The sequence below is a fragment of the Salinispora sp. H7-4 genome, assembly GCF_013416675.1.
Taxonomy (GTDB): domain Bacteria; phylum Actinomycetota; class Actinomycetes; order Mycobacteriales; family Micromonosporaceae; genus Micromonospora; species Micromonospora vitiensis.
On the sequence record NZ_JABZED010000056.1, the window covers coordinates 58,759 to 72,997 of the forward strand.

The window sequence follows — 14,239 nt, forward strand, 5'->3', positions numbered from 1 at the left end:
AGGCCGCCCTCCGCCATTGTCGGGCCGGGCCGGGCCGGACTCCGCCCGGCCCCAGCGGGTCACGACCGCCGGCTCATGGGCGCTGGTGGGGCGGCCGACGTCGGTGGGTGAGGTGGATGAGGGTGACTCCGGTGAGGATGAGCAGGCTGGCGGCACCCACGGCGCTAGACACGTTGGGGCCGGTGATGGGCAGATCCGGGTCGGTGGGGGTGTCGGGGTCGGTGGGGGTGTCGATGGTGATGGTGGTGGCCTCGGACCGGCTGTTGGGGCAGGTGTTGGTGCTGGCGTAGTGGGCGGTGAGGGTGTGGGTGCCGGGCGGGAGCCCGGTGGTGTGGGTGGCGGTGTTGGTGCCGCCCAGCGGCACGGTGGCGAGGTCGGTGGCATTGCTGCGGAAGGTGACGCTGCCGGTGGGGGTGTCGGTGGTGCAGGTGACGGTGGCGGTGAGGGTGACGTCCTGATCGGCCGTCGGGTTCCGGGGCGAGACCCGCAGGGCTGTGGTGGACGCTGATCGCGCTTCGACCAGGGCCAGGCTGTGGACGCTGCCGGTGGCGATGGCGATGGCGGTGACCGTGGTTGCCGTGGGCAGGCTGGCCGCGACGGGCGTCCGGCGAACGGTGGTGGTCCCGTCACCCAACTGGCCGAGGATATTGCTGCCCCAGGCGAGGACGGCACCGGCCGAGGTGATCGCCAGGCCGAAGAGATTGCCGGCGGCGACCGCGGTGATCGTGCTGTCGGCGGGCAGGCTCACCGAGCCGGGCGTGTTCCTTTCTCTGGTGGTCCCATCACCCAACTGGCCCCAGGAGTTGCTGCCCCAGGCGAGAACGGTGCCGACCGAGGTCACCGCCAGACTGTGGTTGAGCCCGCCGGCGATGGCGGTGACTGTGGTCCCCGGCGGCAGGCGGACGGGAACGGAAGCGTTGCGGTTCAGATTGCTCCCGTCGCCCAACTGGCCAACGAAATTGTTGCCCCAGGCACGGGCGGCGCCGGCCGATGTCACCGCCAGGCTGTGCGAGCCACCGCCGGCGACAGCGGCAACCACCGTGCCGGGCGGCAACCCCACCGCCACCGGCGTACTGCGGTTCGTTGTGCTCCCGTCACCCAACTGACCGGAAGAATTGTCACCCCAGGCGAAGACGGTGCCGGCCGACGTCAATGCCAGGCTGTGCACGCCACCGCCGGCGACAGCGGTAATCACCGTGCCCGCCGGGAAACTCACCGCCACCGGCGTACTGCGGTTCGTCCTGGTCCCGTCACCCAACTGACCGACAGAATTGTCACCCCAGGCAAGGACGGTGCCGGCGGAGGTCAACGCCAGACTGTGGTTGAAGCCGGCGGCGACGGCAGTGACCGTGATGCCCGGCGGCAGGCGGACGTCGACGGGAGTGCTGCGATTGATGGTGCTCCCGTCCCCCAACTGGCCAACGCGGTTTCTGCCCCACGCGAGAACGGTGCCGGCCGACGTCAACGCCAGACTGTGCGCGTCACCGGCGGCGACAGCGGCCAGCTCAGCGCCCGTTGGCAGGCCCACGGGGTTGGGTGTGGTGCGGTTGTTGTTGGTGGTCCCGTCGCCCAACTGGCCGTAGTAGTTGTCACCCCAGGCGAGGACGGCATCCGAGGTGACGGTGGTCGGCGACGACGCCTGCTGCGCGATCGCCGGCGACCCGCCCGCCGCCGGGGTGACTGTCACTGCCACCACGAGGGCGAAGCAAGCCCCGGCCATTCCTTTTCGCCAGCGCGTTCGGGCAGCACAGCCTGCCTGCTGGCGGAATCTGCGCACCGCCCAACACCTCCGAGCGCACCACATCCGCAAATAGGACGAAAGCCATGTTTACCGCCCTACTGCGGGAAAGGCGAGGAGAAACGCCCTCGAAGGCTCAGACGCGAACCAGGATCCGGTCGTCAACCACATCGAAGGCGGTGTCGATCCCCGCCTCGGCCGTGATCTCCGCCAGATAGTCGCGGACCGCGCGCCCCTCCGGCGTGTCCGCCCGGTACGGCACCGGCTCGTGCCCCTCGTTGATGAACACGGGCACGATGCTGACCCGGTCGATTTGACCGCCGGTGATATGTAGCCGGACGATCACCGAGTTCCGGCCCTCCTCGCTCAGATCTCGGCCGGGGGCGAGTTTCTGGTGGATCCGGTTCGCCTTCTCAAACCACTCCTTGCTGTACGACTGCCACCAGCGCTCGTTGATCTCAAAGGCGAAGTTGCCCAGGCTGTAGAAGATGACCTTGCCTCGGTAGACCTCGACCGGCTTCAGGATGTGCGGGTGGTGCCCGATCACCACGTCGGCACCGGCGTCGATCGCCGCATGAGCCACCGTCGGCTGGTAGTCCGCGAGCCGTGAGCGCTGGAAGTGCAGGCCCCAGTGGAGTGACACGACCAGCACGTCCACCTCGTCGCGCAGCTTGTTGATGTCCGCGACGAACGCCGCCAGGTCGGACTCGTCCGGCTGGGTTTTGATCAGGGGTGGGCCGCCGGGCTGGTCATACTCGAACGGCTCGTAGTGGGTCATCGCCCGCATCGGCGACACGCCGTGCTTGTCCGGCCCGGCGTAGTAGCCCTCCGGCGCGACCGAACAGTAGGCCAGGAACCCGACCCGCGTACCGTCGCGTTCGATGATCCCGGGCCGGCGCGCCTCGTCGATATCCGCCCCCGCACCCACCACGGTGACGCCGTTGCGGCGACACCGCTCGATGCAGTCGAGCAGCGCGTCAGCTCCCCAGTCGCCGGTGTGGTTGCTCGCCATCGAGATGACGTTGTAGCCCGCGTGCGGTATCGCCGCGAGGTTCTCCACGTCGTGCGGGACGCCGCCGCGTGGGCCGGACGAACCCAACGACCCCTGGTCGGAGTAGGCGGTCTCCAGTTGGCCGAAGGTGATATCGGCCCCGACCAGATGGTCCCGCACGTGCCGGAACATGTCGTGCGGACGGTCCCGGAGGATGAGCAGGTCGCCGGTGGCGGCGACGACAATCTCCTGAATCTCCTGGTTCGTGCCCACGTTTGGACGCTAACACTGTCGGTAACCGTCCGGCCGGTCGATCGCGGTGTCCGGACGGCGGGGAACCCCGGCCGGCCTCCGGTTCCACCGCCCACCCCGGTGCCGGCGATCCCGGTCGCGTGGGCTGCACGATCCCGCCCCAGCGCCGCGCTGCCCGGACTAGCCTCAGGACGGAGGCCGGGGGCGACTCCCGCGGAGGTGATGCCGACATGGCCGCAGCCAGTGACGCGCCAGCGCTCGTCGGGGTCGGCTCGGAACGGGACCTGCCGCTGGTCGAGCTCGCCGCGCAGGAAGCGGCCGCGTTCGGGCACCCCCTCCAGCTGATCCACACCTTCGACTGGGGGGCAGCCTTCGCGGCGGAGTCGGTCGCCGGCACGCACGACGCGGCCGCGGAACTCCTCGATCGTGCCGTCAAGGTCGCCCGGGAGGTCGAGGAGACGCTGACGGTAGGCCACGAGATCGCCGAAGGCTCGCGGGTGCAGCCGCTGATCCGCAGGTCGGAGACGGCCTTCCTGGTCGCCGTCGGCGACAGCGGCATGAGTACCCGACAGCCCGGCTGCGCCCTCCCCGCCGACACGCCGGCGGTGCAGCTCGTCACCCAGGCCGGCTGCCCAGTGCTGGTGGCCCGCCGCGAACCGCCGACGAAGGGGCCGGTGCTGGTCGGAGTGGATGGCTCGGCCGACTCCCGGCAGGCCCTGAAGTGGGCGTTCGACTGCGCCGTCCGTCGGACCGGCCGCCTGGTCGCCGTCCGGGTGGTGGAGCGCGGCTACGACGACACACCGGCGATCCTCGCCGACACGGTGGCGGAGATCGGCGGCCCGGAGCCGGGAGTGCCGGTGGAGTGCCACACCATCCGCGGTGCTCCCGGCGATGTCCTGGTGGAGCAGTCCCGGTCCGCACAGCTGGTGGTGGTGGCCGCGCGCGGCCAACAGCCCGGCCGGGGAATGATCGGCGCAACCTGTCAGACCCTGCTCTACCACTCGCCCACGCCCACGGTTGTGGTGCGGGGAGTCCCTCCGGCAGAGAGTCCGTGAGACCCGGGACCAACGCCTCTTAACCCGGCGGTAGCCGTCGGCGAGGCTGACCACAACGCCCCGGATGCGCCACACCCGACCGAGAGGCTTAGGTAAGCATGAACATCGCCACCACCCAGCACAGCCCGCTGACCGAAGACGAACTACGCCGACTGGACGCGTATTGGCGGGCGGCGAACTATCTCACGGTCGGGCAGATCTACCTCCGGAGCAACCCGCTGCTGCGTGAGCCGCTCACCGTGGAACACATCAAGCCGCGGCTCCTCGGGCACTGGGGCACCAGCCCCGGCCTGAACCTGCTCTACGCCCACCTCAACCGGGTCATCGTCGCCCGTGACCTGAACGCCATCTACATCACCGGTCCCGGCCACGGCGGTCCCGCGCTGGTGGCGAACACCTGGCTGGAGGGCACCTGGAGCGAGCTCTACCACGGCACCTGCCAGGACGAGGCCGGCATGGCGCAGCTCTTCTGCCAGTTCTCCTTCCCCGGCGGCATCCCCAGCCACGTGGCCGCGGAGGTGCCGGGATCGATCCACGAGGGAGGTGAGCTCGGGTACGCGCTCAGCCACGCCTACGGTGCCGCGTTCGACAACCCGGACCTGCTGGTCGCGTGCGTGATCGGCGACGGCGAGGCGGAGACCGGGCCACTGGCCGGTAGCTGGCTGTCGAACGTGTTCCTGAACCCGGCCCGCGACGGCGCGGTGCTGCCCATCCTGCACCTCAACGGCTACAAGATCGCCAACCCGACGGTGTTGGACCGGCTCCCCGAGTCCGACCTGCTGGATCTGATGCGCGGGTACGGTCACGAGCCGTACCTGGTGGCCGGGGACGATCCGGCCACCGTGCACCAGGCGCTCGCCGCGACCATGGACCGGGCGCTGGACGAGATCGCCGCGATCCAACAGCGGGCCCGCTCCGGTGGCCAGGTCGAGCGCCCCCGCTGGCCGATGATCGTGCTCCGTACGCCGAAGGGCTGGACCGGCCCGCGCGAGGTCGACGACAACCGGGTGGAGGGCACCCACCGCGCACACCAGGTGCCGCTGCCGCAGGTGCGCGAGAACCCGCAGCACCTGGCCGAGTTGGAGCGTTGGCTTCGCAGCTACCGCCCGGAGGAGCTCTTCGACGCGACCGGGACACCGGTGGCCGAGCTGTTGGACCTGCCGCCGAAGGGCGATCGCCGGATGAGCGCCAACCCGGTCGCCAACGGCGGGCAGGTGCTGCGTGATCTGGTCCTGCCCGACTTCCGCGACTACGCGGTCGACGTGCCCCGCCCCGGTACGGCGGTCACCAGCGCCACCGGCACGCTCGGCAGCTGGATCCGCGACGTCATCTCCGCGAACCCGGAGACGTTCCGGCTCTTCGGCCCGGACGAGGTCGCCTCCAACCGGCTCGGTGCCGCCTTCGAGGTCACCGACCGGGCCTGGGTGGCGGCCACCGTCCCCGGCGACGAGAACCTCTCCCCCGATGGTCGGGTCATGGAGGTGCTCTCCGAGCACCTCTGCCAGGGCTGGCTGGAGGGGTACCTGCTGACCGGCCGGCACGGCCTCTTCACCAGCTACGAGGCGTTCATCCACATCGTTGACTCGATGGTCAACCAGCACGCCAAGTGGCTGAAGGTGACCCGGGGCATCCCCTGGCGGCAACCGGTGGCCTCGTTGAACTACCTACTCTCCAGCCACGTCTGGCGGCAGGACCACAACGGCTTCTCCCACCAGGACCCGGGCTTCATCGACCACGTGGTGAACAAGAAGGCCGAGGTGGTCCGGGTCTACCTGCCACCGGACGGGAACACCCTGCTCTCCACGATGAGCCACTGCCTGCGCAGCCGGCACTACATCAACGTGGTGGTCGCGGGGAAGCAACCCACCCCAAGCTGGCTGTCGATGGAGGAGGCGGTCCTGCACTGCCGCCGCGGGATCGGCATCTGGGACTGGGCCAGCAACGACGGCGGTACGGAACCGGACGTGGTACTCGCCTGCGCCGGGGACGTCCCGACGCTGGAAACCCTCGCGGCGGTCGACCTGCTGCACCAGCACCTGCCCGAGCTCAAGGTCCGGGTGGTCAACGTGGTTGACCTGATGCGCCTGCAACCGTCGAGCGAGCACCCGCACGGGCTGCCGGACTCGGAGTTCGACACCATCTTCACCACCGACAAGCCGATCATCTTCGCGTACCACGGCTACCCGTGGCTCATCCACCGCCTGACCTACCGGCGGAGCAACCACTCCAACCTGCATGTTCGCGGCTACAAGGAGGAGGGCACCACCACCACTCCGTTCGACATGGTGATGCTCAACGACCTGGACCGGTTCCACCTGGTCATCGACGTGATCGACCGGGTACCCGGGCTCGGCGCGCGGGCGGCGCACCTGCGGCAGGAGATGGTGGACGCCCGCCAGTCGTGCCGGGACTACACCCGCAAGCACGGCGCCGACGACCCGCGGGTGGCGCAGTGGCGGTGGGTCCGCGAGTCGAACGCCGGGCTGGGCGACTATCAGTGAACGGAACCGAGATCCTGGTGGGCTACGACGGCTCGCCGGACGCGGTCCGGGCCCAGGAATGGGCCCGGGCCGAGGCCGCCCGGAGTGGGCGATCGGTGCACCTCGCGTACGTCTTCGAATGGCTCACCATGGCCGGGTGGACCGGCCCGGGCGGGGGGCCCAGCATCTGGCCCGACGACACCGCTCGGCGGCAGGCGGAGGAGCTGGTCCGGCAGGCCGCCGCGGACGCGACCAGCCCGGAGCTGACCGTTACCGGTGCGCTGTACGAGGGGCCGCCCGCGCTGGTGCTCCAAGACCTCTCGGCGCGGGCTGGCCTGCTGGTACTCGGTACGCGCGGGCTGGGCGGCTTCGCCGGCCTGCTGGTCGGCTCGACGGCGGGATCGGTGGCCGCGCACGCCCACTGCCCGGTGGTGGTGGTCCGGGGCGACGTCGACCGCCGGGGGCGGACCGGGCACGTCGCGGCCGGGGTGGACGGCTCGGAGCAGTCGCTGCTCGCCCTGGGCTTCGCCGTCGAGCAGGCCGCCGCCCGGAAGGTACCGCTGCACGTGCTGCGCGCGTGGCGTCCGCCACCGGGCCAGCGTCCGCCGTCCGGCCCGGACTCCCGGGCGGTGACCCGGGCCGACCGCGCCGAGTTGGACGAGTCGCTGTCCCAGTGGCGACAGGCGTTCCCGGACGTCACCATCTCGGTGGAGGTGGCCGAGGGCAATCCGGCCGAGTTGCTCGTGACGGCCAGCCGCAACGCCCAACTGGTCGTGGTCGGCAGCCGGGGCCGCGGTGGCCTGGCCGGGATGCTGCTCGGCTCGGTCAGCCAGCAGCTGCTGCACCACGCGCGCTCCCCGGTCGCCGTGGTCCGCGAACGTTGAGGCTGGTCACCGCCGGCGGGGGCTGGTCACCGCCGTAGGGTGCCCGGGCCGAGCAGGGCGCGCAACGCGTTGAGGATCACCAGCACGTCGATACCCTCCTGAAGGAAGGCACCGGCCACCGGCGGCAGCCGTCCGAGGGCGGCGGCGAACATGGCCAGCACGGCGAGGCCCATGCCCACCGTGGCGCTCTGCACGGCGATGCGGCGCGCGTACCGGGCGACCTCCACCGCGTCGGCCAGGCGCTCCAGCCGGTCCACGGTGAGCACCGCGTCGGCGACATCCGCCGACGCGGTGGCCCCGGTGGCGCCCATCGCCACGCCGACATCCGCGGTGGCCAGGGCGGGAGCGTCGTTCACCCCGTCCCCCACCATCACCGTGACCGCCCGATCCACCTCGGCGCGAACCCGGTCCGCCTTCTCGGCCGGCGCGCAGCGGGCGAGGACGTCGTCCACCCCGACCTCTCGGGCCACCCGGCGGGCGGTGGCCGGCCGGTCACCGGTGACCATGACGATCCGGCGCAGCCCCGCCTTCCGCAGCCGGCCGACCGTACGCGACGCGTCGGACCGGACCGGGTCCGCCAGCAGGATCACGCCGAGCGGCCCCTCGCCCGCACCGACCCACACCAGCGAGTGCCCGGCCTCCTCGGCGCGGTCCCGGGCCGGGGAGGCCCACTGGGGCGGCGCGCTGTCGAGCTGCCCCACCCACAGGTCACGGCCCTCCACCCGCCCACGTACGCCCCGACCTGGCTCCTCGGTGACCCCTTCCGGCTCGGCGAGGCCGAGCTCCCGCTCCCGCGCCCCCTCCACCAGGGCGCGCGCCAGCACATGCGGGGAGAGCTGTTCCACGGAGGCGGCGAGGCGCAGCACCTCGTCGGCCGTGGTCCCCGGGGCCGGCACCGTCTCGGCCACCTGGGGCCGGCCGGCGGTCAGGGTTCCGGTCTTGTCCACCAGCAGGGTGCGGGCCCGGCCGAGCAGTTCGAGCGAGCCGCCGTCGCGGACCAGGACCCCGTGCCGGGCGGTGCGGGACAGCCCAGAGACGATGGCGATCGGGGTGGCCAGCAGCAGTGGGCAGGGCGTGGCCACCACCAGGACCGCCACCGCCCGGACCAGGTCGCCGGAGACCAGCCAGCCCAGCCCGGCGAGCAGCAGGGTGAACGGAACGAAGGCGACGGCGTACCGGTCGGCCAGCCGGACCGTCGGCGCCTTCTGCGCGGTGGCCTCCCGGGCCAGCCGCACGATCCCGGCGTACGTGCTGGAAGCCGCGTCCGCGGTCGCCCGCAGCCCGAAGGCGGCACCGGCGTTCACCACGCCGCTGCCCACCCGATCCCCCGGGGCACGCTGGGCCAGCCGCGACTCTCCCGTCACCACCGACTCGTCGAGCGTGGCCGCCGCCGTGAGCTGCCCGTCGACCGGCACCACGTCGCCGGGGCCGACCACCAGGTTGTCCCCGGCGACAACCTGGTCCGCCGGGACCACCTCGATCGTCCCGTCCGGGGCGCGTCGGCGCGCGGTACGTGGGGCGTGCGCGAGCAGCGCACGGAGGTCGCGGGTCGCCCGCCCCTGGGCGTACGCCTCCAGCGTGCGGCCGGTGGCCACCATCACCGCGATCACCGCCCCGGCCAGGTACTCCGCCACAACGAGCGCGCCCGCCAGCGCGAGGACGGCGATCACGTCGACGCCGTACCGCCGGTGCCAGAGCTCGCGCAGCATCGACCCGGCGGCCGGCACCAGCGCGGCCACCGTGGCGGCGGCCCAGAGCAGGTCAGCGAGGCCGGACCGGCCGGCGAGCCACGCCACCACGCCAGCGAGCACCAGCGCGGTCAGCCCGCCCAGCGGCACCCAGAGCAGCCGGCCGCCCGGCCCGGACCGCGCCGGTTGCTCGGGCACGCACTCCGGCTCCGCCGCCATCCCCGAAATCGTCCCAGCGGGTCGGCCGGGGTGGGCGGCGCATCACCGAACCCACCGGGCCAAAATCGTTCCGGCGGGTCACCGAGGTGGGCGGTGCGTCACCCGGGTCGAATGGTCCAGCGGCGACGGGACCTGCGCCCCGTGCGATCGGCGGGCGAATGTCGCAGGATGGATCGGCAACCGCACCCGGGTGCCCGCCGGGTGCGGCACGATGTGTTTCGAGGGAAGGGTCGAGAGCATGAGCCAGACGGACCACGCGCTGACCACCGCGCTCGCGCAGGCCGCCGCGACCGCCGGTCGCGCCCCCTCGGTGCACAACACCCAACCGTGGCGGTGGCGGGTCCTGCCCGACGCGCTGGAGCTGCGGGTGTTCCGGGACCGGCAGCTCACCGCCACCGATCCGGAGGGGCGGCTGCTCGTCCTGAGCTGCGGTGCGGCGCTGCACCACGCCCGGGTCGCGCTGGCCGCCGAGGGGTGGCAGGCGGTGGTGGAGCGAATCCCCGACCCGGATGGCCCGGACCTGCTGGCCCGGCTCACCGGCCTGACCCGGGTGGGGACGGATCCCGAGGCGATGCACCTGGTGCAGTGCATGCGAATCCGGCACACCGATCGCCGGCCGGTTGGTGACGAACCGATCACCGACTCGGCCCTCACCGAGATCACCGAAGCGGCCACCGTCGAAGGGGTCCGGCTCCAGCAACTCGACCGGGACCAGGTGTTGCAGCTGGCGACCGCCGCGTCCCAGGCCGACACCGTGGAGTCGGAGGATCCCCGGCTACGCGCGGAGCTGGCGTACTGGACCAGCCGGGCCGACGACGTCGGTCTGCCGGCGGCGGTGTTGCCGGAGTCGCCCCCACAGACCACCGTGCCCGGCCGGGACTTCGGCCGGGCTGGCACCCTGCCGGTGGGGCCCGGTCATGACCAGGCAGCCGCGTACGCGCTGCTCCACGGCGACGAGGACGAGCCCAACACCTGGTTGCGGGCCGGTGAGGCGCTGTCGGCGAGTTGGCTCGCCGCGACCCGGCTGGGCGTCTCGGTGGTGCCGTTGAGCGGGGTGATCGAAGTTCCGGGCACCCGCGCGGAGCTGCGCGGGGTACTGGCCGGCATGGGACACCCGTATCTCGTGCTGCGCCTGGGCCGCGCGGATCCGACGCACGCCGGCCCGCCGCACACGCCGCGGCTCGCGGTGGAGCAGGTGGTGGACACCACAGCGGTCCGCGGAGCCTGACGGGCGTGTCACGTCCCTGGTCGGCGGCGTTAGCATCGGCCGGTGACACCGAGTCCCGAACACGAACCGCACGCCACCCCTTCGCTCGGGTTGACCCCGCTGTCCCGGGTCGACCTGGACGAGCTGCTGCAGGAGATGCTGGAGCGGGTCAGCCAGGTGGTCACCAGTCGGGAACGGCTGCGGGCCCTACTCGACGCCGTGGTCGGCATCAGCACCGACCTGGACCTGCGCAGCACGCTGCAACGCATCGTCGAGGCAGCCGCCGAGCTGGCCGGGGCCCGTTACGGCGCGCTCGGCGTCCTCGGCCGGGACCGGACGCTGCACGACTTCGTCACCCACGGTGTGGACGACGAGCAGCGCGCCAAGATCGGTGAGCTGCCACACGGCCGAGGTGTCCTCGGCCTGCTGATCGACGATCCACGCCCGGTGCGGATGCCCGACATCACCCAGCACCCCGCCTCCTACGGTTTCCCGCCGCACCATCCGCCGATGCACAGCTTCCTCGGGGTCCCGGTGCGGATCCGGGACCAGGTCTTCGGCAACCTCTACCTGGCCGAGAAGCGGGACGCGGCCGAGTTCACCGAGGACGACGAGGAGATCGTGGTCGCGCTGGCCGCGGCGGCCGGGGTGGCGATCGAGAACGCCCGCCTCTACGAGCTGGAGCACCGGCGGGAGCGGTGGCTGGCCGCCGCCGCCGAGATCACCACGCTCCTGCTCGGCGAGGTCCGCCGTACTGACGCGCTGTCGCTGGTGGCGCGGCGTGCCCGGGAGGTCGCCGAGGCGGAGCTGGCGCTGGTGTTGCTCTATGACCCCGGCGCGGACACCTTCACCGTTGACGTGGTTGACGGCGCGGGTGAGCAGGCCGCTGCCCTGGTCGGCACCGTCCTACCCGCCGCCGACACCAGCTTCGGCGCCGCCGTCATCCACGGCCGGCACGACCGGGTGGCGGACCTCGCCCACGCCGCGCCCTGGCCGGCGCTGCTGGACACCGGGCCGGCGGTGCTCTCCCCACTGGCGACCGCGGACACCCTGCACGGCGTGCTGGTGGTGGCGTACGGCGCTGACCACGATGAGACCAGCGAGGACGATCTGGCGCTACTCGGCAGCTTCGCCGCGCAGGCCGCGCTGGCCATGGAGCGGGCTCGGGGCCAGGAGGAGCGGGAGCTGCTGGTGGTCCTGGAGGACCGCGAGCGGATCGCCCGGGACCTGCACGACGTGGTGATTCAGCGGTTGTTCGCCACCGGCCTGCAGTTGCAGAGCGCGGTGCCGATGAGCACCCGCCCCGAACTCGCCAACCGGATCAACGCGGCGGTGGACGACCTGGACGCCACGATCAAGGACATCCGTCGCACCATCTTCGAGCTGCGCACGCCGATGACCGCGCAGCTACGCTCGGAGATTCGGGAGGCGGTCGAGGACGCCGCCGGGTCGCTGGGTTTCCGGCCCGCGTTGGAGTTGGCCGGCCCGATCGACAGCGCCGTCTCGGACGAGCTGCGTCCCGATCTCACGGCCGTGCTGCGGGAGGCGCTGTCGAACACGGTGCGACACGCCCGGGCCCAGCGGGTCGCGGTCACCGTCCGGGTGGCGGCCGGTCAGGTTTCGGTGACCGTCACCGACGACGGGGTCGGCTGCGATCCGGCCGCCGCCCGGGGCGGGCTGGTCAATCTGCGCGAACGTGCCGAGCGCCACGGCGGGGTGTTCGAGGTGCGACCGGAGCACCCGCACGGCACCCGGCTGCACTGGTCCGTGCCGCTGGACAGCTGAGCCGCCCGCGGCACCGGATCACCCCCGCGGGGTCAGTGGGTCTTGCCGAGCAGGCGGGTGGCGAGTACGGCTGCCTGCGTCCGCCGTTCCAGGCCGAGCTTCGCCAGCATGCTGGAGACGTAGTTCTTCACCGTCTTCTCGGCGAGGAACATCCGGCCGGCGATCTCCCGGTTGGTGAGCCCCTCGGCCACGTACTCCAGGATCCGCCGTTCCTGCTCGGTCAGGGACTTCAGCTCCCGTGGCTGCTCAACGCCGCTGCGGATCCGCTCCAGTACCCGGGTGGTGATCGCGGGGTCGAGCAGCGACTGCCCGGCGGCCACCCGGCGGACCGCGTCCACCAGATCGGTGCCGCGGATCTGCTTGAGCACGTAGCCGGCCGCGCCGGCCATGATCGCCGCGAAGAGCGCCTCGTCGTCCTCGTACGAGGTGAGAATCAAGCCCTTGATCGACGAGTCCAGGGCCCGGATGTCCCGGCACACGTCGATGCCGTTGCCGTCGGGTAGCCGCGCGTCGAGAATCGCGACGTCGGGCCGGAGCGCCGGGATGCGGCGGGCCGCCTCCTGGGCCAGGCCGGACTCGCCGACGACCTCAATGTCACCGCTGGCCGTGAGCAGGTCGGCAAGGCCACGACGGACGACTTCGTGGTCGTCGAGTAGGTACACGCGGATCATCCCTTGTTTCTACCCTGCTGGCGGCTGTTCTGCAGGGGTCGAAGGTCCCGACCCGCCCCGGCCGGGCGCCCACTCGGCGATTCCCACTCCACTAGAACGGACAAGAGAGACAATACGGACAGCACAGGCTGATAGCACGAACGCCGGGAAGCGGTGAGTCCGGGGCAGGACAGTCGGTCCCGCAGGGAAGGGACATCCGGCCCTGGAATTTCGCGCCCCGCCTGGGAGACGGTGGACGAAGCAGCAACCGTGGCGCGCCAACGGAGGGGAGCGACACCATGGACGCTTACTACACCGTAGCGCAGCTACGTGCCGCCGCCGCCGACGCCATTCGGGCCCCGTCCCTGCACAACACGCAGCCGTGGCGGTTCCGCCTGCGCGACGGCGGGATCGAGGTGCTGGCCGACCCGTCCCGACGGCTGCCCGCCACCGACCCGAACGGCTGGGGTATCCGCATCGCCGCCGGGGCGGCGCTGTTCAACCTCCGGCTCGCCCTGGCCGTCGCGGAGACACCGGCGGCCGTACGGCTGCGCCCGTACCCGGCCGAGCCCGACGTGGTGGCCCGGCTGGTCCCGGACGCGCCACGCCGCCCCACCCCGATCGAGCAGGACCTCCACGCGGCAATCCCCCGCCGGTTCAGCAACCGCGCCCCCTTCCAGCCCGACCCGGTGCCCGCCGACGCCCGATGGCGGCTCACCGAAGCAGCCCGGACCGAGGAGTGCTGGCTGGAGCTGCTGGTCGGCACGAGCGCGGTGAACGCGTTCGCTGAGATCGCCCGAGGCGCCCACCGGGTGCTGGAGCGCAACCCCTCATACCGCGCCGAGCGGGAGAAGTGGGTCCACCACGACGAGGCGCCCGACGGGGTACCCGCGAACGCCGGCGGCCCGCCGTTCGAGCCGCAGGACCTGCTGCCCGCGCGCGCCTTCGGCGGTCGGGAACGCGCCCCCGGCCGCGACTTCGAACCGGAACCCCTCGTCGCGGTGCTCGGCGGCCCCGGCAACACGGCCGTTGACCAGGTCATCGCCGGCCAGGCCCTCCAACGTACGCTGCTCACCGCAACCGACGCCGGGCTCTCCGTGTCGCTGCTGTCCCAACCCATCGAGGTACCAACCGCCCGGGAGCAGCTTCGGCTCTCGCTGGGCCGCTACGGCACCCCGCAGATGGTGATGCGGATCGGGTACGGCCAGCCCGGCTGGCCCACCCCCCGCCGCGACGTCAACGAGGTGCTCGACCTGACCGTCCCCCAGCTCTGACCGTCCGGCCGCCCGA

10 protein-coding genes are annotated in these 14,239 nt (G+C 72.1%); 6 read left to right on the forward strand and 4 right to left on the reverse strand.

The genetic code is table 11. The annotated features are described in order from the left end of the window. Positions 1–73: 73 nt before the first annotated feature. Positions 74–1,720 (reverse strand): Ig-like domain repeat protein, encoded by a 1,647-nt coding sequence (locus H0524_RS21660; RefSeq protein ID WP_218942389.1) that lies wholly within the window; start codon positions 1,718–1,720, stop codon positions 74–76. Positions 1,721–1,874: 154 nt separating this feature from the next. Further along, positions 1,875–3,002, reverse strand: a complete 1,128-nt coding sequence (locus H0524_RS21665; protein WP_180200291.1) for a CapA family protein — start codon at positions 3,000–3,002, stop codon at positions 1,875–1,877. Between the two features lie 209 nt (positions 3,003–3,211). Here H0524_RS21665 and H0524_RS21670 point away from each other — a divergent pair, with 209 nt between their 5' ends. The 3 genes from H0524_RS21670 to H0524_RS21680 all read left to right on the forward strand — a co-directional run bounded on the left by H0524_RS21670 (position 3,212) and on the right by H0524_RS21680 (position 7,400). Next, entirely contained in the window at positions 3,212–4,036 is an 825-nt protein-coding gene (locus tag H0524_RS21670; RefSeq protein WP_180200292.1) for a universal stress protein, read from the forward strand. 98 nt (positions 4,037–4,134) lie between these two features. After that, positions 4,135–6,537 carry a phosphoketolase gene (locus H0524_RS21675; protein ID WP_180200293.1) on the forward strand — a complete coding sequence of 801 codons (2,403 nt, stop codon included), beginning with the start codon at positions 4,135–4,137 and terminating at the stop codon, positions 6,535–6,537. Beyond that, entirely contained in the window at positions 6,534–7,400 is an 867-nt protein-coding gene (locus tag H0524_RS21680) for a universal stress protein (protein ID WP_180200294.1), read from the forward strand. The genes H0524_RS21675 and H0524_RS21680 overlap by 4 nt, the downstream gene beginning before the upstream one ends. Positions 7,401–7,426: 26 nt before the next feature. Here the strand turns inward: H0524_RS21680 and H0524_RS21685 are convergent, their stop codons facing one another. Then, the gene (locus H0524_RS21685; RefSeq protein WP_180200295.1) at positions 7,427–9,307 is read right to left on the reverse strand and encodes a heavy metal translocating P-type ATPase; all 1,881 of its coding nucleotides are present in this window, start codon (positions 9,305–9,307) and stop codon (positions 7,427–7,429) included. 238 nt (positions 9,308–9,545) lie between these two features. On the opposite strand from H0524_RS21685, the gene H0524_RS21690 reads away from it, so the two are divergent. Both H0524_RS21690 and H0524_RS21695 read left to right on the forward strand, forming a co-directional pair. Then, the gene (locus H0524_RS21690; protein ID WP_218942390.1) at positions 9,546–10,535 is read left to right on the forward strand and encodes an Acg family FMN-binding oxidoreductase; all 990 of its coding nucleotides are present in this window, start codon (positions 9,546–9,548) and stop codon (positions 10,533–10,535) included. Positions 10,536–10,577: 42 nt separating this feature from the next. Then, complete coding sequence (locus H0524_RS21695) at positions 10,578–12,299, forward strand: GAF domain-containing protein (protein WP_180200296.1); 1,722 nt, start codon at positions 10,578–10,580, stop codon at positions 12,297–12,299. A gap of 32 nt (positions 12,300–12,331) precedes the next feature. On the opposite strand, the gene H0524_RS21700 is transcribed toward H0524_RS21695, so the two are convergent. Then, positions 12,332–12,970, reverse strand: coding sequence for a response regulator transcription factor (locus H0524_RS21700; RefSeq protein ID WP_018214694.1), 639 nt, complete (start codon positions 12,968–12,970; stop codon positions 12,332–12,334). Positions 12,971–13,248: 278 nt separating this feature from the next. On the opposite strand from H0524_RS21700, the gene H0524_RS21705 reads away from it, so the two are divergent. After that, positions 13,249–14,223 (forward strand): Acg family FMN-binding oxidoreductase, encoded by a 975-nt coding sequence (locus tag H0524_RS21705; protein WP_180200297.1) that lies wholly within the window; start codon positions 13,249–13,251, stop codon positions 14,221–14,223. The last annotated feature ends 16 nt before the right edge of the window (positions 14,224–14,239 follow it).